The organism is Flavobacterium sp., assembly GCF_013823965.1.
In the GTDB taxonomy this organism is placed as follows: domain Bacteria; phylum Bacteroidota; class Bacteroidia; order Flavobacteriales; family Flavobacteriaceae; genus Flavobacterium.
Genome location: NZ_PNNA01000004.1, coordinates 1 through 26,579, shown reverse-complemented (window position 1 = coordinate 26,579; position 26,579 = coordinate 1). Strand labels below are relative to the sequence as shown.

The 26,579-nt window shown below is 38.0% G+C and carries 27 protein-coding genes; 10 read left to right on the top strand and 17 right to left on the bottom strand.

Translation table 11 applies throughout. From position 1 onward, the window contains the following. Positions 1–13 precede the first annotated feature (13 nt). From panC to C0430_RS00315, 8 genes are all read left to right on the top strand, one after another. Entirely contained in the window at positions 14–892 is an 879-nt protein-coding gene (gene panC, locus C0430_RS00350; protein ID WP_290864219.1) for a pantoate--beta-alanine ligase, read from the top strand. Positions 893–906: 14 nt separating this feature from the next. Next, positions 907–1,257 (top strand): aspartate 1-decarboxylase, encoded by a 351-nt coding sequence (gene panD / locus C0430_RS00345; RefSeq protein WP_290864217.1) that lies wholly within the window; start codon positions 907–909, stop codon positions 1,255–1,257. A 181-nt stretch (positions 1,258–1,438) separates the two neighbouring features. After that, positions 1,439–2,587, top strand: coding sequence for an alpha/beta hydrolase-fold protein (locus C0430_RS00340; protein WP_290864215.1), 1,149 nt, complete (start codon positions 1,439–1,441; stop codon positions 2,585–2,587). Then, positions 2,587–3,948 (top strand): DNA repair protein RadA, encoded by a 1,362-nt coding sequence (radA, locus tag C0430_RS00335; protein WP_290864212.1) that lies wholly within the window; start codon positions 2,587–2,589, stop codon positions 3,946–3,948. The genes C0430_RS00340 and radA overlap by 1 nt, the downstream gene beginning before the upstream one ends. 32 nt (positions 3,949–3,980) lie before the next feature. Beyond that, positions 3,981–5,624 (top strand): carboxylesterase family protein, encoded by a 1,644-nt coding sequence (locus tag C0430_RS00330; protein WP_290864210.1) that lies wholly within the window; start codon positions 3,981–3,983, stop codon positions 5,622–5,624. Between the two features lie 195 nt (positions 5,625–5,819). Then, positions 5,820–6,230, top strand: a complete 411-nt coding sequence (locus C0430_RS00325) for a hypothetical protein (RefSeq protein WP_290864208.1) — start codon at positions 5,820–5,822, stop codon at positions 6,228–6,230. 79 nt (positions 6,231–6,309) lie between these two features. Then, a complete protein-coding gene (locus C0430_RS00320; protein ID WP_290864206.1) occupies positions 6,310–6,756 on the top strand; it encodes a hypothetical protein in 447 nt (148 codons plus the stop codon). A 221-nt stretch (positions 6,757–6,977) separates the two neighbouring features. After that, positions 6,978–8,942, top strand: a complete 1,965-nt coding sequence (locus tag C0430_RS00315; RefSeq protein WP_290864204.1) for a biosynthetic peptidoglycan transglycosylase — start codon at positions 6,978–6,980, stop codon at positions 8,940–8,942. 99 nt (positions 8,943–9,041) lie between these two features. Here C0430_RS00315 and C0430_RS00310 read toward each other — a convergent pair whose 3' ends face one another. From C0430_RS00310 to C0430_RS00300, 3 genes are all read right to left on the bottom strand, one after another. Continuing rightward, a complete protein-coding gene (locus tag C0430_RS00310) occupies positions 9,042–10,079 on the bottom strand; it encodes an aldo/keto reductase (protein ID WP_290864203.1) in 1,038 nt (345 codons plus the stop codon). A gap of 124 nt (positions 10,080–10,203) precedes the next feature. Next, the gene (locus C0430_RS00305) at positions 10,204–11,145 is read right to left on the bottom strand and encodes an OmpA family protein (protein WP_290864201.1); all 942 of its coding nucleotides are present in this window, start codon (positions 11,143–11,145) and stop codon (positions 10,204–10,206) included. 30 nt (positions 11,146–11,175) lie between these two features. Further along, a complete protein-coding gene (locus C0430_RS00300) occupies positions 11,176–11,940 on the bottom strand; it encodes an exodeoxyribonuclease III (protein ID WP_290864199.1) in 765 nt (254 codons plus the stop codon). Positions 11,941–12,053: 113 nt separating this feature from the next. On the opposite strand from C0430_RS00300, the gene C0430_RS00295 reads away from it, so the two are divergent. After that, positions 12,054–13,856: a lysophospholipid acyltransferase family protein gene (locus C0430_RS00295; RefSeq protein WP_290864197.1), complete on the top strand. Its 1,803-nt coding sequence runs from the start codon at positions 12,054–12,056 to the stop codon at positions 13,854–13,856. Positions 13,857–13,896: 40 nt separating this feature from the next. Here C0430_RS00295 and C0430_RS00290 read toward each other — a convergent pair whose 3' ends face one another. The 14 genes from C0430_RS00290 to C0430_RS00225 form a co-directional block, all read right to left on the bottom strand. Beyond that, complete coding sequence (locus tag C0430_RS00290) at positions 13,897–14,361, bottom strand: DUF2752 domain-containing protein (RefSeq protein ID WP_290864195.1); 465 nt, start codon at positions 14,359–14,361, stop codon at positions 13,897–13,899. Continuing rightward, positions 14,336–14,722, bottom strand: coding sequence for a DUF4234 domain-containing protein (locus C0430_RS00285; protein ID WP_290864193.1), 387 nt, complete (start codon positions 14,720–14,722; stop codon positions 14,336–14,338). The genes C0430_RS00290 and C0430_RS00285 overlap by 26 nt, the downstream gene beginning before the upstream one ends. Before the next feature lie 93 nt (positions 14,723–14,815). Next, positions 14,816–15,766 carry a 2-hydroxyacid dehydrogenase gene (locus tag C0430_RS00280; RefSeq protein ID WP_290864191.1) on the bottom strand — a complete coding sequence of 317 codons (951 nt, stop codon included), beginning with the start codon at positions 15,764–15,766 and terminating at the stop codon, positions 14,816–14,818. Positions 15,767–15,874: 108 nt separating this feature from the next. After that, entirely contained in the window at positions 15,875–16,651 is a 777-nt protein-coding gene (gene proC, locus C0430_RS00275; RefSeq protein ID WP_290864189.1) for a pyrroline-5-carboxylate reductase, read from the bottom strand. A 108-nt stretch (positions 16,652–16,759) separates the two neighbouring features. Continuing rightward, entirely contained in the window at positions 16,760–18,112 is a 1,353-nt protein-coding gene (gene mgtE / locus C0430_RS00270) for a magnesium transporter (protein WP_290864187.1), read from the bottom strand. Further along, positions 18,102–18,881, bottom strand: coding sequence for a 16S rRNA (adenine(1518)-N(6)/adenine(1519)-N(6))-dimethyltransferase RsmA (rsmA, locus tag C0430_RS00265; protein ID WP_290864185.1), 780 nt, complete (start codon positions 18,879–18,881; stop codon positions 18,102–18,104). The genes mgtE and rsmA overlap by 11 nt, the downstream gene beginning before the upstream one ends. Positions 18,882–18,968: 87 nt before the next feature. Beyond that, entirely contained in the window at positions 18,969–19,280 is a 312-nt protein-coding gene (locus tag C0430_RS00260) for a hypothetical protein (protein WP_290864183.1), read from the bottom strand. A 44-nt stretch (positions 19,281–19,324) separates the two neighbouring features. After that, entirely contained in the window at positions 19,325–19,636 is a 312-nt protein-coding gene (locus tag C0430_RS00255) for a DUF4286 family protein (RefSeq protein ID WP_290864181.1), read from the bottom strand. Between the two features lie 105 nt (positions 19,637–19,741). Continuing rightward, entirely contained in the window at positions 19,742–21,520 is a 1,779-nt protein-coding gene (locus C0430_RS00250; RefSeq protein ID WP_290864179.1) for a tetratricopeptide repeat protein, read from the bottom strand. Positions 21,521–21,718: 198 nt separating this feature from the next. Next, entirely contained in the window at positions 21,719–22,990 is a 1,272-nt protein-coding gene (serS, locus tag C0430_RS00245) for a serine--tRNA ligase (RefSeq protein ID WP_290864177.1), read from the bottom strand. A 192-nt stretch (positions 22,991–23,182) separates the two neighbouring features. Further along, positions 23,183–24,574 (bottom strand): HAMP domain-containing sensor histidine kinase, encoded by a 1,392-nt coding sequence (locus tag C0430_RS00240; protein ID WP_290864174.1) that lies wholly within the window; start codon positions 24,572–24,574, stop codon positions 23,183–23,185. Positions 24,575–24,697: 123 nt separating this feature from the next. Continuing rightward, positions 24,698–25,237, bottom strand: a complete 540-nt coding sequence (locus tag C0430_RS00235) for a hypothetical protein (RefSeq protein WP_290864172.1) — start codon at positions 25,235–25,237, stop codon at positions 24,698–24,700. Between the two features lie 57 nt (positions 25,238–25,294). Next, positions 25,295–25,903, bottom strand: coding sequence for a hypothetical protein (locus tag C0430_RS00230; RefSeq protein ID WP_290864171.1), 609 nt, complete (start codon positions 25,901–25,903; stop codon positions 25,295–25,297). A 92-nt stretch (positions 25,904–25,995) separates the two neighbouring features. Further along, complete coding sequence (locus C0430_RS00225) at positions 25,996–26,160, bottom strand: hypothetical protein (RefSeq protein ID WP_290864169.1); 165 nt, start codon at positions 26,158–26,160, stop codon at positions 25,996–25,998. Positions 26,161–26,253: 93 nt separating this feature from the next. Between C0430_RS00225 and C0430_RS00220 the strand changes: the two genes are divergently transcribed. Beyond that, a partial coding sequence (locus C0430_RS00220) for a class I tRNA ligase family protein (protein WP_290864167.1) occupies positions 26,254–26,579 on the top strand: 326 nt, incomplete at its 3' end.

Genomic DNA, 26,579 nt, shown 5'->3' with positions numbered 1-26,579 from the left:
GGACTAAAATATTATGTTTGCATATTATTTCAATAAAACAGCCATGCATATTTTCTACGGAAAAGCAGCTTTGATAGATTATTTAAAATCTATTAAAACCAATCATTCCTCCATCGGTTTCGTCCCAACAATGGGCGCATTACACCAAGGACATTTATCGTTGATGCAACAATCAATGCTCGAGAACAAAGCCACGGTCGTGAGTATCTTTGTAAATCCAACCCAGTTCAACAACCCCGAAGACTTGGCGAAATATCCAAGAACACTCGATGAAGACATCAAAAAAATAGCGGATTTTAATCCCGAAATCATAATCTTCGCCCCTACTATTGAGGACATTTATGAAGGAAAACCTGCTTCACAAGTTTTTGATTTTGACGGTTTAGAAAATCAAATGGAAGGAAAATTCAGACCTGGACATTTCAATGGAGTTGGTACAGTCGTAAAACGTTTTTTCGAAATCGTGGAACCCACAAACGCCTATTTTGGGGAAAAAGATTTTCAGCAATTGCAAATTGTAAAGAAAATGGTCGCAAAAAACAATTTAAAAGTTACCATCAAAGGCTGTCCCATTTATAGAGACGCAAATAATTTGGCCATGAGTTCAAGAAACGCACTTTTATCGCCAAAAGAAAAACAGGAAGCTTCCATAATTTACAAAACATTAGTTGGCGCAAAAGCAAAATTTGAAACAAATAGCGCCGAAACCGTGACTAAATGGGTACAAAAATCATTTGAAAAAAATCCGGATTTCAAATTAGAATACTTTCAAATCGCTGATGAAACAGCGCTTTTGCCTTGTTTAAGAAAAAACAAAGACAAAAAATACCGCGCTTTTATCGCCGTATTTGTCAATAATGTTCGATTGATTGACACCATTTCATTAAATTAATTTACTTTTGCACTATGCAAATACAAGTCGTAAAATCAAAGATTCACCGAGTAAAAGTAACTGGCGCCGATTTAAATTACATCGGAAGCATTACCATTGACGAAGCATTAATGGAAGCTTCAAACCTTATCGAAGGCGAAAAAGTATCAATTGTAAACATTAACAATGGTGAGCGATTTGAAACTTACGTTATCGTGGGCGAAAAAAATTCAGGCGAAATAACCCTCAATGGACCAGCGGCCAGAAAAGTGCAAAAAGACGATATTATCATCATCATTTCTTATGCCACGCTAGAATTTGAAGAAGCCAAAACCTTCAAACCATGGATAATTTTTCCAAACGAAAAAGACAATTCCCTGACTTAATCGTTTCAAAACACATTCTCTAAAATTCAGTGCTATTGTTCTGCAATAGCACCTGTTTGTATTTTGTCACATTCTCTTTTAGTGTTCGTGATTCTAAAAAAGCAAATAAAAAGTACTATATTGCTACTCTTTTCATCCCAGAAAAAAGGGATGAATATTAATTTCCAAAACCAAAGAAATTATGAAACAGGTATTACTATTGCTACTTTTTTCAACATCCGTTTTTTCGCAAAAAACCACGGAATCCTTTGTTTCCAACAAACTGGGCGCAACCCGGGAAATCACCATTGGACTACCTGCTGCTTATGAACAAAATCCAACAAAAAAATATCCGATACTCATTTTGCTTGATGGAGATTACTTGTTCGACCCTTTCTTTGGTGCTTTAAATTATGGCGCATATTGGGAAGATTTGCCGGAAACCATCGTCATTGGCATCAGCCAAAACCTAAATCAAGAACGTATTGACGACAGCAATTACGATGATTTCAACGGCGTTCCAGCCGAAAAAGGAGCGCGTTTTTTCGAATTCATTGGTAGCGAACTGCTTCCTTACATCGAAAAAAAATACCGCGTGGCTCCTTTCCGAATTATTGCCGGACACGACACGACGGCAGGGTATTTAAACTTTTTTCTGTACAAGGAAAACCCAATATTCAACGCTTACATTTCTTTAAGTCCGGAACTTGCTCCAGAAATGGAAACCCGAATCCCGGAAAACTTGGCAAAACTCAAACAACCCATTTTTTACTACCAATCCTCCGGTGAAGGCGATTTAAAAGACGTAAAGGATGCCATAAAAACATTGGATGCCAACATAAAACTGGTGGTCAATCCTCTACTAAATTATAAATACGACCATTTTATGGGAGCATCCCATTATGCATCGGTGCTGTATTCCATCCCAAATGCTTTGTACCAATTTTTTGACTGCTACAAACCCATTTCCATGACAGAATATATAGAAAAAATTGCCGTGCTTCAAAATGGTTACGTAAACTATTTAACCGACAAATACGATGGAATCGAAAAAACCCTGGGATTCAAAGTTCCCATTCGAACCACAGATTTTAAAGCTATTGAAGCCGCAATATTAAAAAACAAAGCCTATCAAGAATTAGAAAAATTATCTGATATCGCCAAAAAAGCTTATCCAAAATCAATGCTCGCCGATTATGAATTGGGGTTGATGTTTGAAAAAACAGGCGACTCCAAAAAAGCGGCTAAAGCCTATCAAAAAGCAGCTCAATTAGATGAAATCGGAGACTTGACCAAAGATCTGATGTATGAAAAATTTGACGAAATGCAAAGTCTAACACCAAAAAAATAATGTCGAAAGTAAAAACTTCCTTCTTTTGCCAAAATTGTGGCGCACAATATTCGAAATGGCAAGGCCAATGCAATTCCTGCAAAGAATGGAACACCATCGCCGAGGAAATCATCCAGAAAGAAGAAAAAGTAGCTTGGAAAAGCGAATCGGTTTCCAATTCCAAAGCACCAAAACCCTTGCGAATCAACGAAATTGATTCCGCACAGGAAATCCGAATGGACACCACGGATGGCGAACTCAACCGCGTTTTGGGAGGCGGAATTGTTCCCGGTTCATTAATTCTTTTGGGCGGTGAACCCGGCATCGGGAAAAGCACGCTTTTGCTTCAAATTTCTTTGAAACTTCCTTACAAAACCCTATATGTTTCGGGCGAAGAAAGCCAAAAACAAATAAAAATGCGTGCTGAAAGAATCACGCCCAACGGCGACAATTGCTACATCCTTACCGAAACCAAAACCCAAAACATCTTCAAACAAATTGAAGCCATCGAACCCGAAATCGTCATCATCGATTCCATTCAAACGCTTCATACGGACTATATAGAATCGACTCCGGGCAGTATTTCACAAATTCGGGAAACCACGGCCGAACTGATTAAATTCGCCAAAGAAACCAACATTCCCGTAATCCTCATTGGCCATATTACGAAAGACGGAACCATTGCCGGACCGAAAATATTGGAACATATGGTCGATACTGTTTTGCAATTCGAGGGTGACCGGAATCACGTCTATCGCATTTTGCGTTCGTTGAAAAACCGTTTTGGCTCCACTGCCGAAATCGGTATTTATGAAATGCTCGGCAACGGTTTGCGCGAAGTTTCCAATCCATCCGAAATATTGATTTCGCACAAAGACGAGGAATTATCAGGAACAGCAATAGCTACAACTCTCGAAGGAATGCGTCCGTTGATGATCGAGATTCAATCCTTGGTCAGCACCGCAGTTTACGGAACGCCACAACGCAGCACTACAGGTTACAACGCCAAAAGACTGAACATGATTCTGGCAGTTTTAGAAAAACGTGCTGGTTTCCGGCTTGGTGCCAAAGACGTTTTCCTGAACGTGACCGGCGGAATTTCGGTAGATGATCCTGCGATTGATTTGGCAGTTGTAGCAGCCATTTTATCATCTAATGAAGATATTCCGGTGAACAAGGATTTTTGTTTTGCTGGCGAAGTAGGCCTTTCGGGCGAAATTCGTCCCGTGAACCGTGTCGATCAACGCATTCAAGAAGCGGAAAAACTTGGGTTTTCAACCATTTTTGTATCGAAATACAATAAAATTGCCCTGAAAAACACCGCAATCCAAATCCGATTGGTGGCGAAGATTGAGGATGTAGCGAGTGAATTGTTTGGGTAAAACATTTTAAACACACCATAAAAATATAAATTATGAATCTTAAATTTCCATTTATTGGACTGCTATTGTTAGCCATTCCACTTATTTCCAATGCGCAACAAGCCATTAATCCGAATGCTTTTCCTGTTCAAATAACCACGGCAAACGGAATTATTGAAGGCGAATTCGACATCAAAACCAATATTCAGAGTTTTAAAGGAATTCCATTTGCACAACCTCCTGTTGGCAATTTGCGCTGGAAAGAACCTCAACCCGTTTTGAATTGGACAGGTGTAAAACAAACCAAAAAATTTGGCCCACGAGCCGTTCAATCCAACATATTTGGCGATATGGGTTTTAGAAGTGATGGCATAAGCGAAGATTGTTTGTACTTAAACGTTTGGTCTCCCGCTAAATCTCCTGATGAAAAACTTCCGGTTTTGGTCTATTTCTATGGTGGTGGCCTTGCCGCTGGTGATGGTTCGGAAAACCGTTATGATGGCGAAAACATGGCCAAAAAAGGAATTGTTACACTAACTGTAAATTACCGTTTGGGAATTTACGGTTTTTTTGCCCATCCTGAATTGACCAAAGAATCTCCAAATCACGCTTCGGGAAATTATGGTTTTCTGGACCAAAATGCGGCTTTAAAATGGGTTCAGGCCAATATTGCACAATTTGGTGGTGACCCAAAACGAGTGACCATAGCAGGGGAATCTGCAGGTTCCATTTCCGTGAGTGCCCAAATGGCTTCGCCTTTGTCCAAAAATCTGATTGCGGCTGCCATTGGCGAAAGCGGAGGTTCTTTCTATCCTACATTGGCTCCAATTCCATTGGCGGAAGCCGAGAAAACAGGTTTTGAATTTGCCCAAAAAATGGGGTCGAAATCATTGAAAGACCTTCGTGCAATGTCCACTTTGGAACTCTATCAAAAAACAAGTGGAACAAGTTTAGGTGTTTTCAAAACGACAATTGACGGCTATTTTTTCCCTAAACCTTTACCGGAAATTTTTGAAACCAAACAACAAGCAATGGTTCCTCTATTATTGGGATGGAATTCAGAGGAAATGAATTATAACGCTTTAATGATGGGAAAAGACCTCAGCAATGACAGTTATACTGCAAAAATCAAGGAATTATATGGCGACAAAACTGCAGAAATACTTAAATTATATCCTACAGGAACTCCAGCGACAACGGAACAATCTGCCACGGATTTAGCCGGCGACCGATTTATTGCTTACAGTACTTGGAAATGGTTTGATTTACATCGAAAAAATAGCTCGCAACCCGTTTACAGGTATTACTTTTCGAAACCAAGACCCGAAATGCGGGACAAAGATCTAGAAGCTGGTCTTGCCGGCGGCGTCATCAAAAAAGACAAAAACGCGCCAAAAGCTCCTACACCAAAAGGAGCCGTTCACTCAGCTGAAATCGAATATGCAATGGGAAACTTGGCAACAAATAAAAATTATGCGTGGACGGAAGACGATTATAACGTTTCAGAAACAATGATGAATTACTTTGCCAACTTCATTAAAACCGGAAATCCAAACGGCGAAAAATTACCCGTTTGGCCAATGGCAAAAGACGAAAAAAGACCTGAAGTCATGATTATCGACAAAGAATCAAAAGCAACAAAAGCTGAAAATGAGGCTCGATATCTGTTTTTAGACAAAGAATACACGAAAAAATAGCCTTCTTTAGGTTTGTGAAATGTTTAAAAAAGGTGGTGTCATTATAGTGAAACCACTTTTTTTATTCAAATTTTTAATTGAAAATCAATATGTTAATTTGATTTTTAACAAATAAAAAAAAGGAAATCAAGTATGCGTTTCAATATTTCTTTGTAAATTCATGTGTTCTTTTCTCCCATGAAGAGAATTTAGAAAATGAAACCTTCGCACCAAACAATGATTCATTTCTATCAGCACCTTGGCAAGTTATTCTACGGTGTTGCCTCGGTGGACAAGACCGTTCGCAAAGAAGAAATTGCACAACTCAACAAAACCATAAAAAAAGAATGGCTCCCGCTCGAAAATTCTATAACTGAATTTGGCGACGATGCTGCTTACCAAATCGAAATTGTTTTTGACTGGCTGGTCGAAAATGATTGGAAAACAGGCAAAACTATTCCTGATTTTGAAGGTTTCAAAAAAGAGCATCCCCATTTATTTACGCCACAAGTAAATGACTTGATCCTAAAAACCGCAAAGGCAATTACACATTCCTTTTCGGGGAAAAACAAATCAGAATCGATTTTGATTGATCAATTGAAAGGTGTTTTGTATCAAGCACATTAAATCAATCCAATTTAAAAATCACTCCCAAATGGACAAAGCTATTTGAAAATAATTCATTTTTAACATAAAAATTAAAGTCATGGAAAAACAAGTCGGCATCTGGATAGACAGTAAAAAGGCAATAATTGTTACTCTTGATGGCCAAAAAGAAGAAAAAATTACCGAGATAGACTCTGAAGTTGAAAACAACGTTTATCATAACAAAGAAGGCAACAAAGGCACTTTCTCATCAGGCCATCACAGCGACAGCGAAACGAAATTTGACAACAGAAAAAAGGAACAAATTGATTATTTTTTAAAATCAGTAATGCTTTATGTCAAAGGATCGGACTATTTATATTTATTTGGCCCGGGGGAAATCAAAACAAAATTGGAACAAAAAATACACGATGACAAATCTCTTGAAAAATTAAATCTAAAAGCCGTTGAAACTACAGACAGCATGACTTTGAACGAAATTGTGGCTCAAGTCAAAGATTTTTACCACCCTTTGCAACGCAAAATTAACATGGCTAAACAACGCTAAATCTTTAAGCCAAAACACAAAAAAGCCACGCCATAAAAATGTGTCGTGGCTTTTTTGTCTCTTCTCATTAGCCTGTTAAATGTATTTGGTTTAGAATAAAATCGCCAATAGAATCCTAAAATTATTTCGGTTTCGGTTTTTTAATTTCCTTAAGAGAATGCGATTTAAAGTCCAAATTTATTTAGATTTGTATAGCCTCTTTATAAAACGACACGCTGCTCATGAGAACTCGAAAACAAAAAATAATTTTAGCGGCCAAGATAATAATCGGAACTATCCTCGTTCTGTTTATCGCCCTTTTTGTTTTTAGAAATATGGTGTTGCAACAAACCATTGCCAAAGTTTCCATCAAAATGGAGCGTGATTACAACAGCAATTTTTCGATAAAAAAAGCTTCTTTTGTTGGCCTTTCCGGATTGAATTTTTCTGAAATAATTTTGGTTCCCAAAAATGCAGACACGCTTTTCAACATCCAAAAAATGAAGACCAGCGTCAATCTCTGGCGGTTGCTGGTTGGCGATGTGCAATTGGGAACATTGGAAATCGAGAATGGTTCTATTCAGTTGGTTAAAAATAAAAAAGGACGAAATTTTGATGCTTTTCTAAAAAAAGACAAGGAAGAAACTACTGACTTTAACGAAAAAAGAGATTACGCCCAATTTGCCTATCGCATCATTTCGAGAATGCTCAACTTGGTGCCAACGGACATGAAAGTCGAAAACCTTTCATTCAAATTAGATGACAATGGCAAAAAAACAATCCTGAATTTTCAAAAACTAAGATTGGTCAACAAGCACCTTGAAACCTCGATAAAAGTAGAAACCAAAGCATTCACGCAGCGAATCCGAATTCAGGGTTTTGCCGATCCAAGAAACAAAAAAGCCGACATTCGTTTTTTTAATATCGACACCGGCGCCATCAAAGTGCCATATATCGACGAACGTTATGGTTTGAAATCCAGTTTCGATTCCATTCGGTTAAACATTCAAAACATAGAGAAATCAGGCGGCGAATTGCATATTGACGGCTTTGCTTCCATTGCCAATTTGATGATAAACCACAAAAAAATTGCCCATAAAGACGTGGTTCTCAAAAACGCCAAATTTGATTTCCGCTTCCTCTTGGGTTCTGATTTTATTTCTATTGACAGTAGTTCGACCGTACAATTCAACAAGGTAAAATTCCATCCTTATCTGGCTTACGAAACCGAAGAAGACACGATTTACAAGTTCAAAGTCGCCATTCCAAAGATGAAAGCACAGGATTTTATTGTTTCGCTTCCTGATGGTTTGTTTACCCATTTTCAGGGAATGGAAGCCGAAGGCAACTTCGAATACAATCTGGATTTCATGTTCAACAAAAACAAACCCAATCAACTGGTTTTTGACAGTAAACTTAAAAAAGAAAACCTACGAATTACAAAATATGGCGAAGCCAATCTGAACAAACTCAACGAAGAATTTGTGTATCGGGCAATTATAAACAATGTTTTGCAGCGTCCTGTTTTAGTAGGTTTGGCAAATCCAAATTACACGCCATTAGATCGAATTTCGCCTTATTTGCAAAAATGTGTCTTGACTTCTGAAGATCCATCGTTTTTCTCGCATCGCGGTTTCATAAACGAAGCCTTCAAACAATCGATTCTCAAAAACATTCGCACCAAGAAATTCTCTCGTGGAGCCAGCACGATTAGCATGCAATTAATCAAAAACGTGTTCTTGACCCGCGAAAAAACAGTTTCCAGAAAATTAGAAGAAATCTTGCTGGTTTACATTCTCGAAAACAATAGAATTGCCAGCAAGGAACGAATGCTCGAAGTCTATTTCAACATTATCGAATGGGGACCAAACGTTTACGGAATTGGCGAAGCCGCGCAATTCTACTTCCAGAAAAGCCCAATGGATTTGAACCTGAAAGAATGCTTGTTTCTGGCCACAATCGTTCCAAAACCAAAGAAATTCATGTGGCAATTTGACAACGAAGGAAACCTGAAATCTTTTGCCAAACAACAACAAAAATTCCTGGGTAATTTGATGCTGCGAAGAGGTCTTTTAATTCCCGAAGACACCATCGGACAATCCATTCCGTTGCAAATCACGGGAAATGCCCATTCGCTTTTAAACATCAAAGTGCAAGATTCAATTCCCGTAGATTCTTTGGCGGTGGAAGAACCGTTTGAATTTTGATGACTTAAACACGAAGCTTTCCAAGATTTTAGAATTTAAAAAAAGTCCACAAAGAATTACATTTCTCTTTGTGGACTTTGTGCTTCTTTGTGTTTAAAACTAAGGCGCCGGATCAGGAATTACAGCTTGAATAGCATTGATTTCGGCAATAATTTCATCGGATAAAACCACGTCAATCGTGGTGATGTTTTCCTTTAATTGTTCGATGGTCGTGGCGCCAATAATGGTGCTGGTCACAAAAGCTTGTTGGGTCACGAATGCCAAAGCCATTTCGGTTAAAGTCAAGCCATTTTTGCGAGCCACTTCCTGGTACAATCGAGTAGCTTCGGTACTTTGTGCGCTGTTGTATCTTGAAAATTGCGGAAATAATTTGATTCTGGCATTGGGATGACTTTCGCCTGACAAAAATTTTCCGGACAAAACACCAAAAGCCATTGGCGAATAGGCCAACAATCCCACATTTTCTCTCAAACAAACTTCGGCAGAACCCATTTCGAAAGTTCTGTTCAACAACGAATACGGATTTTGAACGGTTTTTATTCTTGGCAGATTTTGGTATTTGCTTTCCTCCAGAAAACGCATAATTCCCCAAGGCGTTTCGTTTGAAAGTCCAATATGTTTTATTTTTCCTTCTTTGACAAAACCGTCCAAAGTTTCGAGGACATTTTGAATGTTATCTTCCCAAGCGTCATCTTGAACTTTGAAACCGCGTTGTCCAAAAAAGTTGGCTTTACGCTCTGGCCAATGCAATTGGTACAAATCAACATAATCCGTTTGCAGTCTTTGCAAGCTTTGGTCTAATGCAAACTTTATGCTTGCCGGCGAAAAATCTACATTTTCCCGCATGTAACCAAAATTTGGATTTGGACCAGCAATCTTGGAAGCCAAAACCACTTCCTCTCTTTTGCCTGTTTTTTTGAACCAAGTTCCAATGATTTTCTCGGTGCTTCCGTACGTTTCCTGACGTGCAGGAACAGAATACATCTCGGCAGTGTCAAAAAAATTGACTCCATTTTCAAGAGCATAATCCATTTGTGCATGACCATCGGCTTCGGTGTTTTGTTGACCAAAAGTCATGGTGCCAAGGCAAATTTTGCTGATTTTTATGTCGGTATTGGGTAAAGTGGTGTATTTCATTTTTAAAAATTTTAGGTCAAAGATACAAAGGTATTTCCAAAGAAAAAGGTTCAAAGAAAATCTCTGAACCTTATTTCTTTTTATGAGCTTTGTCAAAGTTCAAGCCTTTGACAAAGCTGTAATTTTAATTGATGTCCTTCAACATTTCTGCGATTTCGTCTAATCTTGGCGTCAAGATAATTTCGATTCTACGGTTTTTTGCTTTTCCTTCGGCTGTTGCGTTGCTGGCCAATGGGGAGAATTCACCTCGACCGGCAGCAGTCAAGTTTTGTTTGTTTACTGATTTATTTTCGCTTAAAATCGCAACAATGGCGGTGGCTCTTTTGGTTGATAAATCCCAATTGTCGGCAATGGGTCCTGAACCTCCAAAAGGATCATCATCGGTATGGCCTTCAATCAAAACGGAAATATCAGGATTGTCACCCAACACTTTTCCCACTTCGACAACAGCCGTTTTCCCTTCTGTTCCAACTGCCCAACTCCCTGATTTGAAGAGCAATTTGTTTTCCATGGATACATATACTTTTCCGTTTTTTTGCTCCACTGTCAAGCCTTTTCCTTCAAAACTGTTCAAGGCTTTCGAAAGCGTTTCTTTTAGTTTTCGCATGCTTTCTTCCTTGGCGGCAATCAAGGCTTCCAACTCTTGCAATCGTTGATTGTTTTTGTTTAATTGCTCTTGTTCGAGTGCCAATGCTTTTTCTTTGGCTCCCAATTGTTCCAATAATTCACGGTTTTTGGCCATATTGGCTTTCAAAGATTCACTGCTGTTTTTTTCCAAGGCGGTGTAAGAGTCTTTCAAAACATCCATTTTTTTGTTCAAAGCCGCATAATCAGCCTGCAGTTTTTCGCGTTCTGATTTTACTTTTGCCAACTCTTTATTCAAGGCTTCTTGGTCTAATTCGAGCTGGCTTTTAGACTTTAGCAAATCGGCATTTTCATCGGCAATACTTCTGTTTTCTTTTTTTAAATCGGCATATTTGCTTTCTAAATCATTGTAAATTTTCTTGGAAACACAAGAAGTGGAAAGAGCTACAATCAACAATCCGAGGGAAATTTTTTTTATCATTTTTTTAAATTTAATATTATTTGGGACTTCTTATTCTATCTCCACCAAACTCGGACAATGGTCGGAGTGTTTGGCTTCGGGTAATATAACGGCTCTTTTTATTTTTTGTTTTAAAGGCTCGCTCACTAAACAATAATCAATGCGCCAACCCTTGTTTTCTAGTCTTGCCGATGGGAATCGCATCGTCCACCAAGTGTAATTATGGGGTTCTTTGTTCAAAAATCGAAAACTGTCGATAAAACCACTTTTCATGAAAGCGTCCAACCAAGCTCTTTCTTCAGGCAAAAATCCGGAGACTTTCTTGTTTCGAATCGGGTCGTGAATGTCGATGGCTTCGTGACAAATGTTGTAATCACCACAAATGACCAAGTTGGGAACTTCTTTTTTCAATTCGTTAACATAATTTTGAAAATCATCCATAAACATAAATTTATGGCCTAATCTTTCGACATTGGTTCCCGATGGCAAGTACAAACTCATAACCGACAACTCGTCAAAATCGACGCGGATATTTCTTCCCTCGAAATCCATGTGCTCAATTCCGGTTCCAAAAACCACGTTGTTGGGTTTTATTTTCGACAAAATGGCCACGCCGCTGTATCCTTTTTTTGTGGCTGGAAACCAGTAATGATAGGGATATCCGGCAAGTTCAAAGTCTAACAGCGGAATCTGTTCTGGAGTGGCTTTTATTTCCTGAAGGCAAATTACGTCGGGATTTGCTTGTTGTAACCAATCGATAAAACCTTTTGAGATTGCGGATCGAATGCCGTTGACGTTATAAGAAATAATTTTCATTGGATTTTTTTGTATTTCAAAAGTAATAAAAACTTCAAAGATTGATTGCCAAAAAGAAAGAAAATGGAGTTTTTTGCTATCTTTGTTTCTTCGCTTAACAAACAAAAGCTACAATGGGTTTAGTTACCGCCAAAGAAGTTGCAAAAGCAATAAACGCTGATAAGTATGGATTTTTAGGTACTTTTTCGGGCTGGTTATTGATGAAGGCATTGAAAATATCTACATTAAACAAAGTTTATGACCGAAACAAACACCTGAAAGAGGTGGAGTTTTTGAATGCCATATTAGATGATTTACAAATAAAATTCGAAATTCCGGAAGAAGATTTGAAAAGGCTTCCCAAAGAAGGCGCCTACATCACCATTTCGAACCATCCTTTGGGAGGTGTTGACGGTATTTTGCTTTTGAAATTAATGCTGGATCGGGAACCCGATTTTAAAATTATTGCCAATTTTCTTTTGCATAGAATCAAGCCGTTGAAGCCTTATATAATGCCGGTAAATCCTTTTGAAAACCATAAAAATGTCAAATCTAGCGTTGTGGGAATCAAAGAAACCCTTCGTCATTTGAGTGATGGCAAACCACTGGGAATGTTTCCTGCCGGGGAAGTTTCTACATATAAAGACGGTAAATTGATGGTTGACAAACCGTGGGAAGAAGGCGCCATAAAAGTAATTCGAAAAGCACAAGTGCCTGTAGTTCCTATTTATTTTCATGCAAAAAACAGCTGGTTGTTTTATTTTCTTTCGAAAATCAGCGACACAATGCGAACAGCCAAATTGCCTTCAGAGGTTTTTAGCCAAAAACATCGTGCCATAAAAGTGCGTGTTGGGAAACCCATTTCCGTTGCGGAACAAAACGAACACACCTCAATTGAAGATTACACGGAGTTTTTAAGGCGAAAAACCTATATGTTGGCCAATCCTTTCGAGAAAGAAACACCATTTTTACCAACTCCCAATTTAAAACTCCCAAAGAATCCAAAGGAAATTGTGACTGCTGCAAGTCAAGAGAAAATGGTGAAGGAGATAGATGCCTTGCGAGAAAATGATTGTCGTTTGTTGCAAAGCAAAAACTACGAGGTGTTTTTTGCCAAGGCAAAAAATATCCCCAATGTGCTTCACGAAATAGGTCGATTGCGTGAAATCACGTTTAGGGAAGTGGGCGAAGGAACGAACGAATCAACAGATATTGATTCCTATGACAAATATTACCGCCACATGTTTTTATGGGACAATGATGCCGAAAAAATTGCTGGTGCATACAGAATGGGATTAGGTTCAGAAATTTATCCAAAATATGGAATTGAAGGATTTTATTTAACTGATTTATTTCGATTTGAACCTGAATTGCATGACATGCTTCACCATTCAATAGAAATGGGTCGCGCCTTTATCATCAAAGAATACCAACAAAAGCCGATGCCTCTTTTCTTGCTTTGGAAAGGAATCATTCATATTACATTGCATTATCCGGAACATAAATTTTTGCTTGGCGGCGTGAGTATCAGCAATCAATTTTCCAATTTTTCGAAATCATTGATGATTGAATTCATGAAATCCAATTTTTATGATCCTTATATTGCCCAATATATTCATCCCAAAAAAGCATTTAAAGTCAAGTTGAAAGATGCCGACAAAGATTTTATTTTTGATGAAGCAGAAGCCGATTTAAACAAATTTGACAAACTCATCGATGAATTGGAACCCGGCGCTTTACGTTTGCCTGTTTTGATAAAAAAATACATCAAACAAAACGCTCGCGTGGTTGCTTTTAATGTTGACCCTTTGTTTAACAATGCTATAGATGGATTAATGTACATCCGAATTTCGGATATTCCGGACAGCACCGTAAAACCCGTAATGGAGGAATTTCAAGCTGAGTTGGAAAGAAAATTGGCTGAGAAAGAGGATTAAAACAGTTAGCATAAGGCAGATTTCAGCTTGCAGTCTCTTTTTATCTCCAAATTGATTGATGCAAAATGTCGTCAATCGAATTGTCCTTTATAAAATAAAGGATTCTAATGAAGTGGTATGTCGCCAGAAAAATTCCCAAACCGTAGGCTATTTTTTTGTTAAAAAGGAAGTTGTTGAAATATTCCTTTTTGGTAATTAATTCCACCGAAAGCACTAAAATTGTGGCTATGCAAAACACGATCACCAACGGCCCAAGAACATGATAATACAAGCTTTTTTGTAAATCTCCTTCATAGAAATAAACCAAGGATTTTGTGATTCCGCAGCCTGGACAAGGAAAACCACTAAGCATCTTCAAAGGACACAAGGATTGATCCGTCTCGAGATGGTTGTCGTGATTAAAAAACATCAAAAAAAATGGAACCATCAGCGTGATTGTTGCGCCGATGATTCCGTAAATTTTACGTTTTGATTTTACACTAATTGTATAATTTATTGATGTCATTTTGAACAATCATTGCTGCCGCCATTGGAAAGAAAAAACCTAAAACTATCAACAACATCGAATCGTCCTTTTGCGGACAGCCAATTCGGTTGTACACTTGAGGCAATCCGTCCTTGCCTGCCAAATAAAAGAAATATATGTTTACAGGATAACAACATCCGGCAAAAACAGCAACAGCTGACGAAATAACTTCACGTTCTGATACTGCGTTCAAGACTTCGGCTACTTTAATATTCCAATAGATTAAATACAATCCGCAGGTAATAAATCCGAGGATTAAAACTATTATGGGATCGACTTTGAATACAGGAATGGAATGGCTTGGTTTGTTCCAATCTTCTCTAGGTTTTGTGGTTTCCATTATTTACGCAGTTATTTGTTTAACGTAAAAATATTAAAATTTATTAAAAATCTTATAAATTGGTCTTCAATCTTTACTCCTGCATCCACAACTCTAAAAATACAACCTCTTGATTTTATCGACAATCACCTGCGCCAATCGTTCGTGGCTTTCAAAGGTCCAGCCAGCAATGTGTGGTGTGAGAATCACATTTTTGGCATTCAACAAATATTGAAAAGCTTCGGGCGTGTCTTTGTCTTGAAAAAGGGTTTCGAAAGACAATTTTTCATATTCCAAAACGTCCAAGCCTGCACCCAGAATCTTCCTGGTTTTCATTGCTTCGACCAAATCGGCGGTAACGATATTTTTTCCTCTTGAAGTGTTGATAATCCAGAATGGCTTGGCGAAAGCGTTGATGAAATCGGCATTGACCATTTTGTCCGTTTCGGGAGTCCAAGGAATATGAAGGCTCAAAACATCGACTTTTTGCTGGAATTCTTCGAGCGAAACTTGTCTTGCATTTTCATCTCCCACATTTTCTAGAATATCGTAACACAAAACTTCCACCTCAAAACCTCGCAATTTTTTGGCAAAAGATTTTCCCATATTTCCGTAACCGATAATACCCACGGTTTTGCCATCGAGTTCGTGACCACGGTTTTTTTCGCGATTCCAATGACCTGATTTTATTTCGCTGTCTGCTTGATTCAAATTGTTGAAAAGCGACAAAATCATTCCCAAACTGTGTTCGGCAACGGCATTTCTATTTCCTTCCGGAGCGGCGATAAGCTGGATGTTTTTGGATAAGGCATAGTCACAATCGATGCTTTCTAAACCGGCACCCACACGCGCAATGAATTGCAAATTGGTGGCTTTGTCCAAAAATGTTCGGTCAATTTTGAATCGGCTGCGGATGACAATGCCTTGATAATCGTGAATTTTGGCTTCAATCTCTGCTTTGGAGGAAGTAAAATCTTCGTGGTTGATAAATCCCGCTTGTTGCAATTGTTCCATCATTATGGGGTGATTGCTGTCGATGTGGAGGATTTTTATGGTTGTGTTCAAAATTACGGGTTTTTGGAATGAAGCTTAACAATATTAGATTTTGTGTGTGCAATTGACAATTTTACAAGAACTTAACTCCTTAAATCGTTAATCAAAATCTGGAATTATTTATCCCTTGATTTGTTTTAAGGACGTTTTTATGCCTCTAATCAATGAGGAGCTGAATCCGTGCATTTCCATTTCGTTTAATCCGGCAATGGTGCAACCTTGTGGCGTTGTTACCCTGTCGATTAATTGTTCTGGATGTCCTTTTTCCTCCAGCAGCATTTCTGCAGCACCTTTTACGGTTTGGGCTGAAATGGCCAATGCGGTTTGCCAATCGAATCCTATTTCGATCCCGGCTTGCATCGAGGCGCGAATGTAACGCAAGGCAAAAGCGGTTCCGCTTGCCGCCAAAACGGTAGCTGCATCCATTAATTTTTCGTCAATAATAGGCGCTGTTCCCAAATCTTGAAAAAGTGCCACTACACTTTGAGCTTCTTCTTTATGTTTTTCGTTAAATGCGATACAAGTCGCCGATGCACCAAATTGAGCTGCAATATTGGGCATAATTCTAATAGCTTGATGAGTGTCGCCAATCTTGTTTTGAAGCGCTTCAATCGACAATCCACTTACTGCCGAGGCAATTATTTTATTGGAAATTACCGGAAGAATCTCAGCCAAAACTGTATTTACTTGATACGGTTTTATGGTCAGAATGATAATGTCGGCATCTTGTATTTGATGCTTGTTGTCCGTAGAAACGGTAACGCCTAATTTTTCAAGATAAAGAATGCTTGACGTGTTTCTTCTGGTAACGGTGACTTGATTGTCTTGCGAAAATTTTGATAATCCCAATGCTATGGAAACGCCAAGGTTTCCTCCTCCGATAATATGTACTTTCATTTGTGTGTGTTTTCCTCTCCCCGATCCTCTCCAAATGATTGCTTCGTTCTTATCAATAACTCGAACTCGATATGGGAAAGTGTTAGTTGTAAATTTATTTGATCTTTTTTAGAATCCTAAAATCAATTTTGCAATTGAAAAATAAATAAGAATTCCGCAAATATCGTTGCTTGTGGTAATAAATGGCCCTGTTGCGAGTGCGGGGTCAATTCCAAATTTATCCAGCAATAAAGGAACAAATGTTCCGATAAGCGATGCAATAATAATCACGGAAACTAGGGCAATAGTAACAATAATACCAATTATAAATTCTACGTTTAAAAGAAAATGACTTCCCAAAAATAAAATGGTGGCCAGGATCAATCCGTTGAGTAAACTCAGGGAAACTTCTTTTATCAATCGGTTGAACAAGGAACCACTCAAGGTATCGTTAGCCAAACCTTGCACGATAATTGCCGAAGATTGTACGCCCACATTTCCTGCCATCGCGGCAATAAGTGGCGTGAAAAAGAATAAATTTCCGTGATTGGCCATTGCTCCGCCAAATAACCCGAGGACTTTTACGGATACAAATCCTCCCAAAAGTGCCAACACCAACCAAGGTAAACGCGCTTTTGTCAATTGCAAAATACTGTCATCGGCTTCAACGTCTTGCGAGATACCGGCTGCTAACTGGTAATCCTCTGTGGCTTCGTCCTTGATTACATCCACGATGTCATCGATGGTGATTCGACCCACCAAACGCCCCATTTCATCCGTAACGGGAATGGCCTCCAAGTCGTATTTTTGCATAATACGAGCGACCTCAACATCTTCGGTATCAACATTTACCCAATTTAATTTTTTGATATAAACTTCGCTAATGGGTGTTTTTGAAGAAGTTGTCAATAAATCTTTGAGCGACAAACGTCCCAACAATCGATCTTCGTCGTCTACCACATAAATAGAATGAACTCTGGAGATATTTTCGGCCTGGATTCGCATTTGTTTGATACAAGTGAAAACGTTCCAGTTTTCGTTGACTTTTACCAACTCTTTGTGCATCAAACCTCCCGCAGTATCTTCATCATAACGCAACAAATCAACAATGTCCTTGGCGTGTTCCACGTCTTGAAGTTCCGAGATTACTTCCTGCTTTTTGCTTTGTGAAAGTTCGGCAATAATATCGGCGGCATCATTGGTTTCTAGTTCGTCGAGTTCTTCGGCAATTTCTTTTGGCGAAAGTCGGCTTAATATTTTCTCCCGCAAATCGTCCTCTAATTCCAGGAGGATTTCGGCGGTTTTTTCAGAATCCAACACTTTGAAAATATAAGTGGCTTCGTCAAAATCAAGCTCGTCGAAAATTTCGGCAATATCAGCGTGGTGCAAGTCATTCAATAAAACTTCCAATTGCTGGTCGTTCTTGCTTTGAATAAGTTGCTCTAATTCTTGAATTAGTTCTTTGCTGATTTTAAACTCCATCGGCTTCTATTTTTTGGGTCAATGCTATAAATTCCTCAACGCTAAGTTGTTCTGGACGCAGGTTAAAAACTTCGTCTTCTCTCAAATTATCTGACAAATTTAATGTTTTTAAACTATTTCTCAAGGTTTTTCTGCGTTGCTGGAAAGCGGTTTTAACGACCGTAAAAAATAATTTTTCGCCGCAAGGCAAACTGAAATTTCCTTTTCGGCGCAAACGTAAAACTCCCGATTTAACCTTTGGTGGTGGAATAAAAACGTGTTCGTCGACCGTGAACAAATATTCGGCATCATAAAATGCTTGTGCCAAAACCGAAAGAATCCCGTAGGTTTTGCTTCCCTTTTTTTCGCAAATGCGTTCGGCTACTTCTTTCTGGAACATTCCTGCGAATTCTGGAATTTGGTTACGCAATTCTAATGTTCGAAAAACAATTTGTGTCGAAATATTGTACGGAAAATTACCAATTATGGCAAACTGCTTTCCATCAAAAACTTCGTTGACATCGTATTTCAAGAAATCTTTGGAGATGATTTTTCCGTGTAATTTTGGATAATTGGCATCCAAATATTCCACCGATTCAGTGTCGATTTCAATAACATAGGTATTGATTGGTTTTTCCAACAAATACTTGGTCAAAACACCCATTCCCGGCCCAATTTCCAACACATCTTCATAACCTTGCAAACTCAAGGTATCGGCAATGTTTTGCGCCACGTTTTCGTCTTTCAAGAAATGTTGTCCGAGGTGTTTTTTGGCTTTTACTTTTTCCATATTCTCATTGCGAGGCACGAAGCAATCTCGCATAATTTTTAAATTTATTTTACCGCAAAAATGCGAAGACGCAAAGTATTATTGATTTTATATTAAAGGAGTTTTATTGTATTTGGTTACTGTTTCAACCGTGTTTTTGCTCCAAACTAGCAATCCTTTTTTTCCGATTTTTACTAATCTATCAACTTCATTTTTAGTAGCCCATTGAATCCATTTCTTAAGAGAAAAACTCCAATAGCTCCAACCCAAAACCATTCCAATAAGTAATGCAATTTTAAAATTCACATCCAAAAACATACTCAATCCAAATGCTGTAAAAACAATAATAACTGTAACAGGTAAATTAACTGTTAATTGACCTCGTAATGAAATGTCGTAATCAGAAAGATTTTTATTCATAATTTGTAGATGTAATTTTTTTATTCCCAACTGAACACTAAATACTAATGCTCCGAAATCACTTCCAATTCCGTTCTAAAAGAAAGCATTTTTTCTCCAAATAATTTCTCTCCTTCTTCACGCAAAACGGGTGCATCTTCTATATAATATTTCAGTAAAGTTTCCTTGCTATCGGTTACATATTGAACGGAATATGTAACGCCACCCATTTCTTCTTCTATTAAAACTCTGGCCATTTTTGCCGAAACGAATTTTCCCGTGGCCAGCATTTCGGGAATATGTTTGTGCTGCATCCAAATCATCCATTGGTCGTGAACGCTTTCATGTATGTTTGTGGTAACGTTGTAAATAATCATTTTTTAAAAGTATTAAGATTGGAGAATTAAGTATTAAGACTTTTAAAAAATTACCGTCTTCTCCTTTTGTAATTGTTATTGCTTTTTGATATTGCCATTGCTATTTCAAAGATTCTTGTCTCCCCGCAATTGCCGGTATTCTTTTCGGGCATCGACAAAATAAATACTGTCCTGATGATTGAAAATTATCTTCTCGTAAAGCGGTTTTGCTTTTTCGGGCTGTTGCAATTTTTTGTTTTCGATTTCTGCCGAAAAAAACAGGGCTTCGTCTATGTAAATTCCGTCGCTGTGTTCCGTTATTATATTTTGATATTGGCTTAAAGCCAAATTGTATTCGCCTTGTTTTTCGTAAATTTTGCCCAAACGTAGCAAGGTCACAGCCTCGATTTCCTGCCCTTTGAAGCTTTTCAAAATCGCCTGAAACTGTGCAATTGCTTCCTTGTCCCTGTTTTGATACAAGAGATAATCGCCTTTGGCAAATTGTTTCAGGGCGGTTTGGGTCGAATCGGCCACGGTGTTGTCGCTAATCAAGAGAAAATATTCCAAGGCGTCGTTGGCAATCAATTGCGTGCTTGCCGACTTCAATTCCTTGAACTGCTTGGACGCCCAAAGAAAATCTCCTTGAAAATAACTCGTTTTGGCCGCTTTCAAACTCGCTTCGTGCGCCACGGCATCATTCTTTAAATCCTCTTCAATCTGCGAATAATAAATCAAGGCCTGATTGAATTTTTCCTCGAAAAGAAAAATATCGGCCAATTCCATTTTGGCTTGCGCCTCTTCATAAACATTTAATTCCAATGCAAGTGCTTTTTTGACAATCGCTTTCCCTTCCTCTGGTTTTTTCAAATTAAAAGTTGCAAAATGCGCCTGAATCAGCTGCAAAGATAAGCTAATTGGAGTGATTCCGTATTCCGTCAACAACCGCTTCAATTCCGAATCGATGATGGCAAAATCTTTTTCGGGTGCCTTGCCTATTTTCATTTCCAGCAAATAGGAATTAGCCTGAATGAGCAACTCCAAATCTTTGGTGTTTTCCAGCACAAAGCCCAGAATTTCTTTGGCTGCTTCTTGGTCGTCTTCCTCGATGGCGAGTTGCCCCAAATTGACGATGCTCGAAAGCGACTCGGGATTGCGTTTATAGACCGCTTTTTCTTGAATAAAGGCTTTTCCAAACTCTTTTTGCTGCACATAATACCAACTCAAATATTCATTCCAAAAAACATCCTGATTCTTTTGCGCTCTTGTAATCAAAGCTTTTCGCAAGGTTTCGTTGAAGTTTTCATCGCCTTCTTCGACCATAAACCGAGCCAGTTGGTTTTGGATTTGAATCGAATTTTGGGGATTGGCATACGCTTCGTCAAGAAAGGTGGAAATCATCATTTCAGTATTGCCCAATTGTCCATAAAGTAGCGCGATTTGATAATTGAAATTGTAATTTGGCTGTGATTCCGTAGCTGTTTGATAGGATTTTAAGGCATATTCAAGCAGCACTTTTCTTTCGAAAGAATTGGCAATTCCATATACCTCGTTTGGATTTTTATTGATTCTTTCTATAGCCTCCTCATACTGTTTCTTGGCGGAAGCCTCGTCTTTTTTCAAATGGAAATTATACCCCAATTCGACCAAAAGATTGCCTTGTTTATAAATGTTTAATCGGGTTTGAATGGCTTTTTCGGCCACGTCAAATTGCTGTAATTGTTGGTAACAATCAACGATTCTAATGAAATACTGGTAGTTTTGCGGTGTGGCTTTTAATAATTCTTCGAAACTGATTTTGGCTTTTTCGAAATCGCCTTTCTCGTAATAATACTGCGCCAATTGCTCGTTTTGTGAGAAACAAACCAATGAAAAAAACAGGGTGATATGTAGAAATAGTTTTTTCATTGATTTAGAATTATTATTTAACCATATAAGGTATTTAAGATTTATGTTTCAGCCAAATTGGTGTCATTTCGACGAAGGAGAAATCACATAATGAGAGCAACAGATGAGATTTCTCCTTCGTCGAAATGACAAACTATTTGAAAATATATTTTTACTACAAACACTTATATGGCCTTAAATACCTTATATGGTGAAATTTTAGTCAATAACATCAAACCCGCAATACGGACGCAAGACCTCTGGAATTACAATACCTTCTGCCGTTTGGTAGTTTTCCAAAATTCCGGCCAAAACTCTTGGCAAAGCCAATGAACTTCCGTTAAGCGTGTGTGCCAATTGAGTTTTTCCGTCTTTGCCTTTGAAACGCAATTTCAAACGATTAGCTTGAAAAGTCTCGAAATTAGAAACTGAACTAATTTCCAACCAACGCTCCTGCGCTGTGGAATATACTTCGAAATCATAAGTCAAAGCCGAGGTGAAACTCATATCGCCGCCACAAAGACGCAATATTCTATAAGGCAATTTCAATTCCTGCAAAATACTTTTTACGTGTTCGACCATTCCGTCCAAAGCTTCATACGACTTTTCTGGATGCTCGATGCGCACGATTTCGACTTTGTCAAATTGGTGCAAACGGTTCAATCCACGAACGTGGGCACCATAAGAACCAGCTTCGCGACGGAAACAAGGCGTGTAAGCGGTAGTCAAGATTGGCAATTCGTTTTCGGTCAAGATGACATCACGAAACAAATTGGTTACCGGAACTTCTGCCGTTGGAATCAGGTACAAATCATCGGTTTTGTCGTGGTACATTTGCCCTTCTTTGTCCGGCAATTGCCCCGTTCCATAAGCCGAAGCTTCGTTGACCATGTGTGGCACCTGTACTTCGTTATAACCCGCAGCCGTGTTTTTATCCAAGAAATAATTGATCAAGGCACGTTGCAATTTGGCTCCTTTTCCTTTGTAAACCGGAAATCCTGCGCCAGTTATTTTGTTCCCTAATTCAAAATCGATGATATCGTATTTTTTGACCAATTCCCAATGTGGTTGTGCTCCTTCGTGCAAAACGGGAATGTCGCCTTCCTGAAAAACATTCAGATTGTCATCGGCTGATTTTCCTTCGGGAACAATATCGGCGGGAAGATTGGGTAAAGTGTATAGTTTTTCCAGAAGATTGGCCGCGAAAACTTCTGCTTTTTCGGCCAATTCCTTGCTTTTTTCTTTTAACAGAACGGTTTTTTCCTTGAGAATGGCAGCTTTGGCTTTTTCGCCCGCTTTCATCAATTCGCCTATGTCCTTGGATAATTTATTAGATTCGGCTAAAGTACTGTCTAACTCTACTTGCGTGGCACGACGGGTTTCGTCCAGTTTTACCACTTCTTCCACAACGCTTTTGGCATCCATATTTCTTTTTGCCAAAGCTTTGATTACTTTTTCTTGATTCTCTCTAATAAATGCAATTTGTAACATATCCTGATTTTTTAAACGCTGAATTTTATAATAATGACAGCAAATTTAAGGAAATGTTTGATACTATTGGAACAAAGTTTTTTAGGAAAAGGTATTTCAAGGTGATTCGCTGAAGTAGTCCAGGGATTCACGAAGTTTTTTTAGAATTATTTGGGTGTTTTTGTGCAATAAAAACTATTGGCAAACGCCTAATTAAATGGGATTGGGGATGGAAAACTTGAAATTGCTTCCCTTGCCTATTTCGCTTTCAACCCAAATTTGGCCACCGTGTTTTTCGACAAAATCCTTGCACAACGTCAATCCTAAACCTGTTCCGGTTTCATCATTGGTTCCTGATGTGGTGTTCCTTTGATTGATGGCAAATAGATTGGTCATTTTTTCGGGGGCAATTCCAATGCCGCTATCTTTTATCGAAAATACTGTTTTGTTATTTTCATTTGTCATCGAAAGCAGCACTTTACCATTGTTTTCCGTGAATTTTATGGCGTTTGAAATGAGATTGCGAAAGATGGTTTCCAGCATGTCTTTATCGGCAAAAACATATTCTTCGTTTTTTATTTCAGATTGTATGGTGATGTTCTTGCTTTGGGCAATATTGTCCATCAGGTTTATTGTTCTATCTATAATTGGGCTGATTTTTATTTTTTTGGGAACAAATTCAAGACTTCCTGTTTGGGATTGTGCCCAGGTTAAAAGATTATCCAGCAAGGAATACGCATTTTTTGAAGATTGATGAATCAGTTGAATAAATTCGTTGGTTTCTTTAGGTTTTAATTGATTGTCTTTTTCCAACAACAATTCTGATAATCCAATAATTCCATTGAACGGTCCCCTCAAATCGTGGGCAATGATGGAGAAAAATTTGTCTTTGTCGTCTAATAATTTTTTGACTTGTATTTCTTTTTCTTCCTGTAATAAAAGTAAAAAACCCACTCCGCTGATAATCATCATCAAAAATATAATCAGGAATATGATTTTTTGTGTCGGGTCAACTGAATACAGCGTTGTTGAAGTTTTAAAAAGGGGATAAAAGGTTCTAAAAATTAACACTATCAATAATATGACGTAATTAAAACCCAGTATTTTTTTAAATAAACTGCTTCGTGCTGCGGTTAAAAACTGTAAAGAGGGCATAATTAGCAGCGAAAAAACAATGATTGATGCCATTGAAACACGAATATTAGCTGCAACTCCCAACAAAATGAAACCACAAAAACCCAACAGGGTGATAACAAATAAAAGGATCTGTAATCGATAGGCTTTTTTAGATGTGCCTTTAACCATCATCAGCATTGCGACCGATTCAAGATAATAACTGGTGAAAAGCAATGTATTGGTAATGATAATATTGATTGGATTAATCGTAACGGTATCTGTTCTCAGGAAAAAAGCCAACCATGCAAATGACTGAAAGATTTTTGAACAACCAAACACCAACAAATGTGCTTTATTATCCTTGCTAAAAAGCGTAAAACGAAAAGTAAAAACCAGAGTCGCCAAAGCAAAATTTCCCCAAAACAATAATCCCATTGTGTTGCGAATATCCAACACAAATAATTTAAAAAATTGATTCAAAGTTTCCATAACTATTCTAGACTTTTATCCTAACTATCTATATGTTTATAGTTTGGACAAAAATATACTTATTTTCATTGTATCCTTAAAAAGTAAGACAGTATTTATGTTTAAAGAATAAATTATTTGCAATTATTCCCTTTTAATCTCGTGACCAACAAATTCTTCCAAGGTTTCGAACATTTCATCTACCGAAAGCACCTCGGTATCAGGATGTGATTTCAGGAAATCGGCATTCAATTGAACCAAGTTTTCATCCAATTCGAAAAACGTGTCGTTAATCAACAAATCTCGGATTGGGTTCACGCCTTCGAGTTTTCCTTTTAAAAATTTGTCCAGCTTGATGTTACTCATCAAACGGATTTTTTTGGCATTTTCCTGAAATAAGGCCAAGTGCTTTTCGGCACCAATCAAGGCCAAACCTTCTTCTATCAATTCATTGAGTTCCTTGTTCCATTTGGAATCATGTACAAACTGGGCAAAGTTTCCCTGAATGTATTTCGAGGCATAATAATCCAAATAATAACTCATCAAGGCGTCTTCGTGAATCAAATCGTCGTCGATTTTTTCCTCACGCATCAAGTTGATGACCGAAATATTCGAGTTGACTACATCTTGAGGGTTTTCGCTGTTTGCCGCGGTTTCTGAAATAATGATTCTTCCGAATTCCATTGGGTTTGGGTTTAGATATTGTGCAAATTTCCGTTAAATAAAAGCAGAAAAGAAATTTTATTTATAATTTCCTAAACTTAATACCAATCCCAGTCCTGTATAGTTGTATTTGCCCAAGTTTCCAAACAATTTTAAACCATAACCAACGAGAGCATTCTTATCTTTACTGAAAAGTTTTAAGTTAAACTCAAAAGGAAAACCCAAATTGGTGTCAGAATATATTTCGGTTGCATTAGAATTAAAAACACTGAAGGTATTAACATCTACATATTCTGAATAAAGAAGCAGCGACAAACCTGCACTTGCACTCAAAGAAGCCCCACGAAATGGATGGTAAAAACCTACCATTAATGGAAAATTATCTATCCGATAGTGCTTATAATAATTTATGGGTATTATTCCATTTTCCACATACTCCAACCCACCTTGTTCATTATCCATCGTATAACCAAAGGTGAACAACACATTCGAATACAAAGCATTAATACTTCCTCCTGCCGCAAAACCATCGACATAGCCGAAAGCGCCGCCAGTAAAGAGTTCTACATACCCAATTGAAGAATTTTTGGCATCCATTGGAATGTTGTCTTTGGTGAGTGTATCTTGTGAAAAAATAGTACTAATGGAGAAAAGCAAAAAATAAAAGCAAAAATAAAACTGTTTCATAATATCCTGATTTAGTTAGTAAGATGCTGTTTGTTAAAGGTATAAAAAATATCAACTCCAGTAAAGTTGTTATCCATTTATTATACTCGCATTTACCCTAAATCGTCAGCCTGCTTTTGCTGATTCATTTTGGCTACCAAAGCTTTCAGTCGTGCTGCTTTTTCTTTTTTCTCTTCTTGCAATTTAGCCTTTTTCCGATTGAGCAGTTTGGTGTGCAAAGCCTTGTTTTTGGTGTTTTTTTCGGGTCCTTTTGGCATAATTCACAAGCTTCTTTATTTCCGTTTGCAAATATAGATAAAGAGGATGAATTAAATTATATTCCTTATTTTTGCAGCAAATTAAACTGAATTATGTTACAGAATCCAAAAAGATATACCATTACGGCGGCATTGCCTTATACCAACGGACCCATTCACATTGGGCATTTGGCGGGTGTTTACGTGCCTTCGGATATTTATTCCAGATATTTAAGATTGCAGGGAAGAGACGTTTTGTTTGTTTGCGGAAGCGACGAACACGGTGTGGCAATTTCGATGAAAGCCAAAAAAGAAGGGGTTACGCCCCAAGAGGTAATCGACAAATATGATAGCATTATTCGTAAATCGTTCTCTGATTTTGGAATTTCGTTTGATAATTATTCCAGAACTTCTGCTAAAATTCATCACGATACGGCTTC

Coding starts and splice junctions, on each gene's coding strand:
- C0430_RS00235 (WP_290864172.1), bottom strand. CDS start 25,237: ATGGAATTCGGAAGAATCATTATTTCAGAAACCGCGGCAAACAGCGAA.
- C0430_RS00305 (WP_290864201.1), bottom strand. CDS start 11,145: ATGATAAAAAAAATTTCCCTCGGATTGTTGATTGTAGCTCTTTCCACT.
- C0430_RS00240 (WP_290864174.1), bottom strand. CDS start 24,574: ATGGAAACTTTGAATCAATTTTTTAAATTATTTGTGTTGGATATTCGC.
- C0430_RS00230 (WP_290864171.1), bottom strand. CDS start 25,903: ATGAAACAGTTTTATTTTTGCTTTTATTTTTTGCTTTTCTCCATTAGT.
- C0430_RS00315 (WP_290864204.1), top strand. CDS start 6,978: ATGAGAACTCGAAAACAAAAAATAATTTTAGCGGCCAAGATAATAATC.
- C0430_RS00310 (WP_290864203.1), bottom strand. CDS start 10,079: ATGAAATACACCACTTTACCCAATACCGACATAAAAATCAGCAAAATT.
- rsmA (WP_290864185.1), bottom strand. CDS start 18,881: ATGGAAAAAGTAAAAGCCAAAAAACACCTCGGACAACATTTCTTGAAA.
- C0430_RS00325 (WP_290864208.1), top strand. CDS start 5,820: ATGAAACCTTCGCACCAAACAATGATTCATTTCTATCAGCACCTTGGC.
- C0430_RS00295 (WP_290864197.1), top strand. CDS start 12,054: ATGGGTTTAGTTACCGCCAAAGAAGTTGCAAAAGCAATAAACGCTGAT.
- panC (WP_290864219.1), top strand. CDS start 14: ATGTTTGCATATTATTTCAATAAAACAGCCATGCATATTTTCTACGGA.
- C0430_RS00285 (WP_290864193.1), bottom strand. CDS start 14,722: ATGGAAACCACAAAACCTAGAGAAGATTGGAACAAACCAAGCCATTCC.
- C0430_RS00255 (WP_290864181.1), bottom strand. CDS start 19,636: ATGATTATTTACAACGTTACCACAAACATACATGAAAGCGTTCACGAC.
- C0430_RS00290 (WP_290864195.1), bottom strand. CDS start 14,361: ATGACATCAATAAATTATACAATTAGTGTAAAATCAAAACGTAAAATT.
- C0430_RS00225 (WP_290864169.1), bottom strand. CDS start 26,160: ATGCCAAAAGGACCCGAAAAAAACACCAAAAACAAGGCTTTGCACACC.
- mgtE (WP_290864187.1), bottom strand. CDS start 18,112: ATGGAGTTTAAAATCAGCAAAGAACTAATTCAAGAATTAGAGCAACTT.
- C0430_RS00330 (WP_290864210.1), top strand. CDS start 3,981: ATGAATCTTAAATTTCCATTTATTGGACTGCTATTGTTAGCCATTCCA.
- C0430_RS00250 (WP_290864179.1), bottom strand. CDS start 21,520: ATGAAAAAACTATTTCTACATATCACCCTGTTTTTTTCATTGGTTTGT.
- serS (WP_290864177.1), bottom strand. CDS start 22,990: ATGTTACAAATTGCATTTATTAGAGAGAATCAAGAAAAAGTAATCAAA.
- panD (WP_290864217.1), top strand. CDS start 907: ATGCAAATACAAGTCGTAAAATCAAAGATTCACCGAGTAAAAGTAACT.
- C0430_RS00260 (WP_290864183.1), bottom strand. CDS start 19,280: ATGAATAAAAATCTTTCTGATTACGACATTTCATTACGAGGTCAATTA.
- radA (WP_290864212.1), top strand. CDS start 2,587: ATGTCGAAAGTAAAAACTTCCTTCTTTTGCCAAAATTGTGGCGCACAA.
- proC (WP_290864189.1), bottom strand. CDS start 16,651: ATGAAAGTACATATTATCGGAGGAGGAAACCTTGGCGTTTCCATAGCA.
- C0430_RS00300 (WP_290864199.1), bottom strand. CDS start 11,940: ATGAAAATTATTTCTTATAACGTCAACGGCATTCGATCCGCAATCTCA.
- C0430_RS00320 (WP_290864206.1), top strand. CDS start 6,310: ATGGAAAAACAAGTCGGCATCTGGATAGACAGTAAAAAGGCAATAATT.
- C0430_RS00340 (WP_290864215.1), top strand. CDS start 1,439: ATGAAACAGGTATTACTATTGCTACTTTTTTCAACATCCGTTTTTTCG.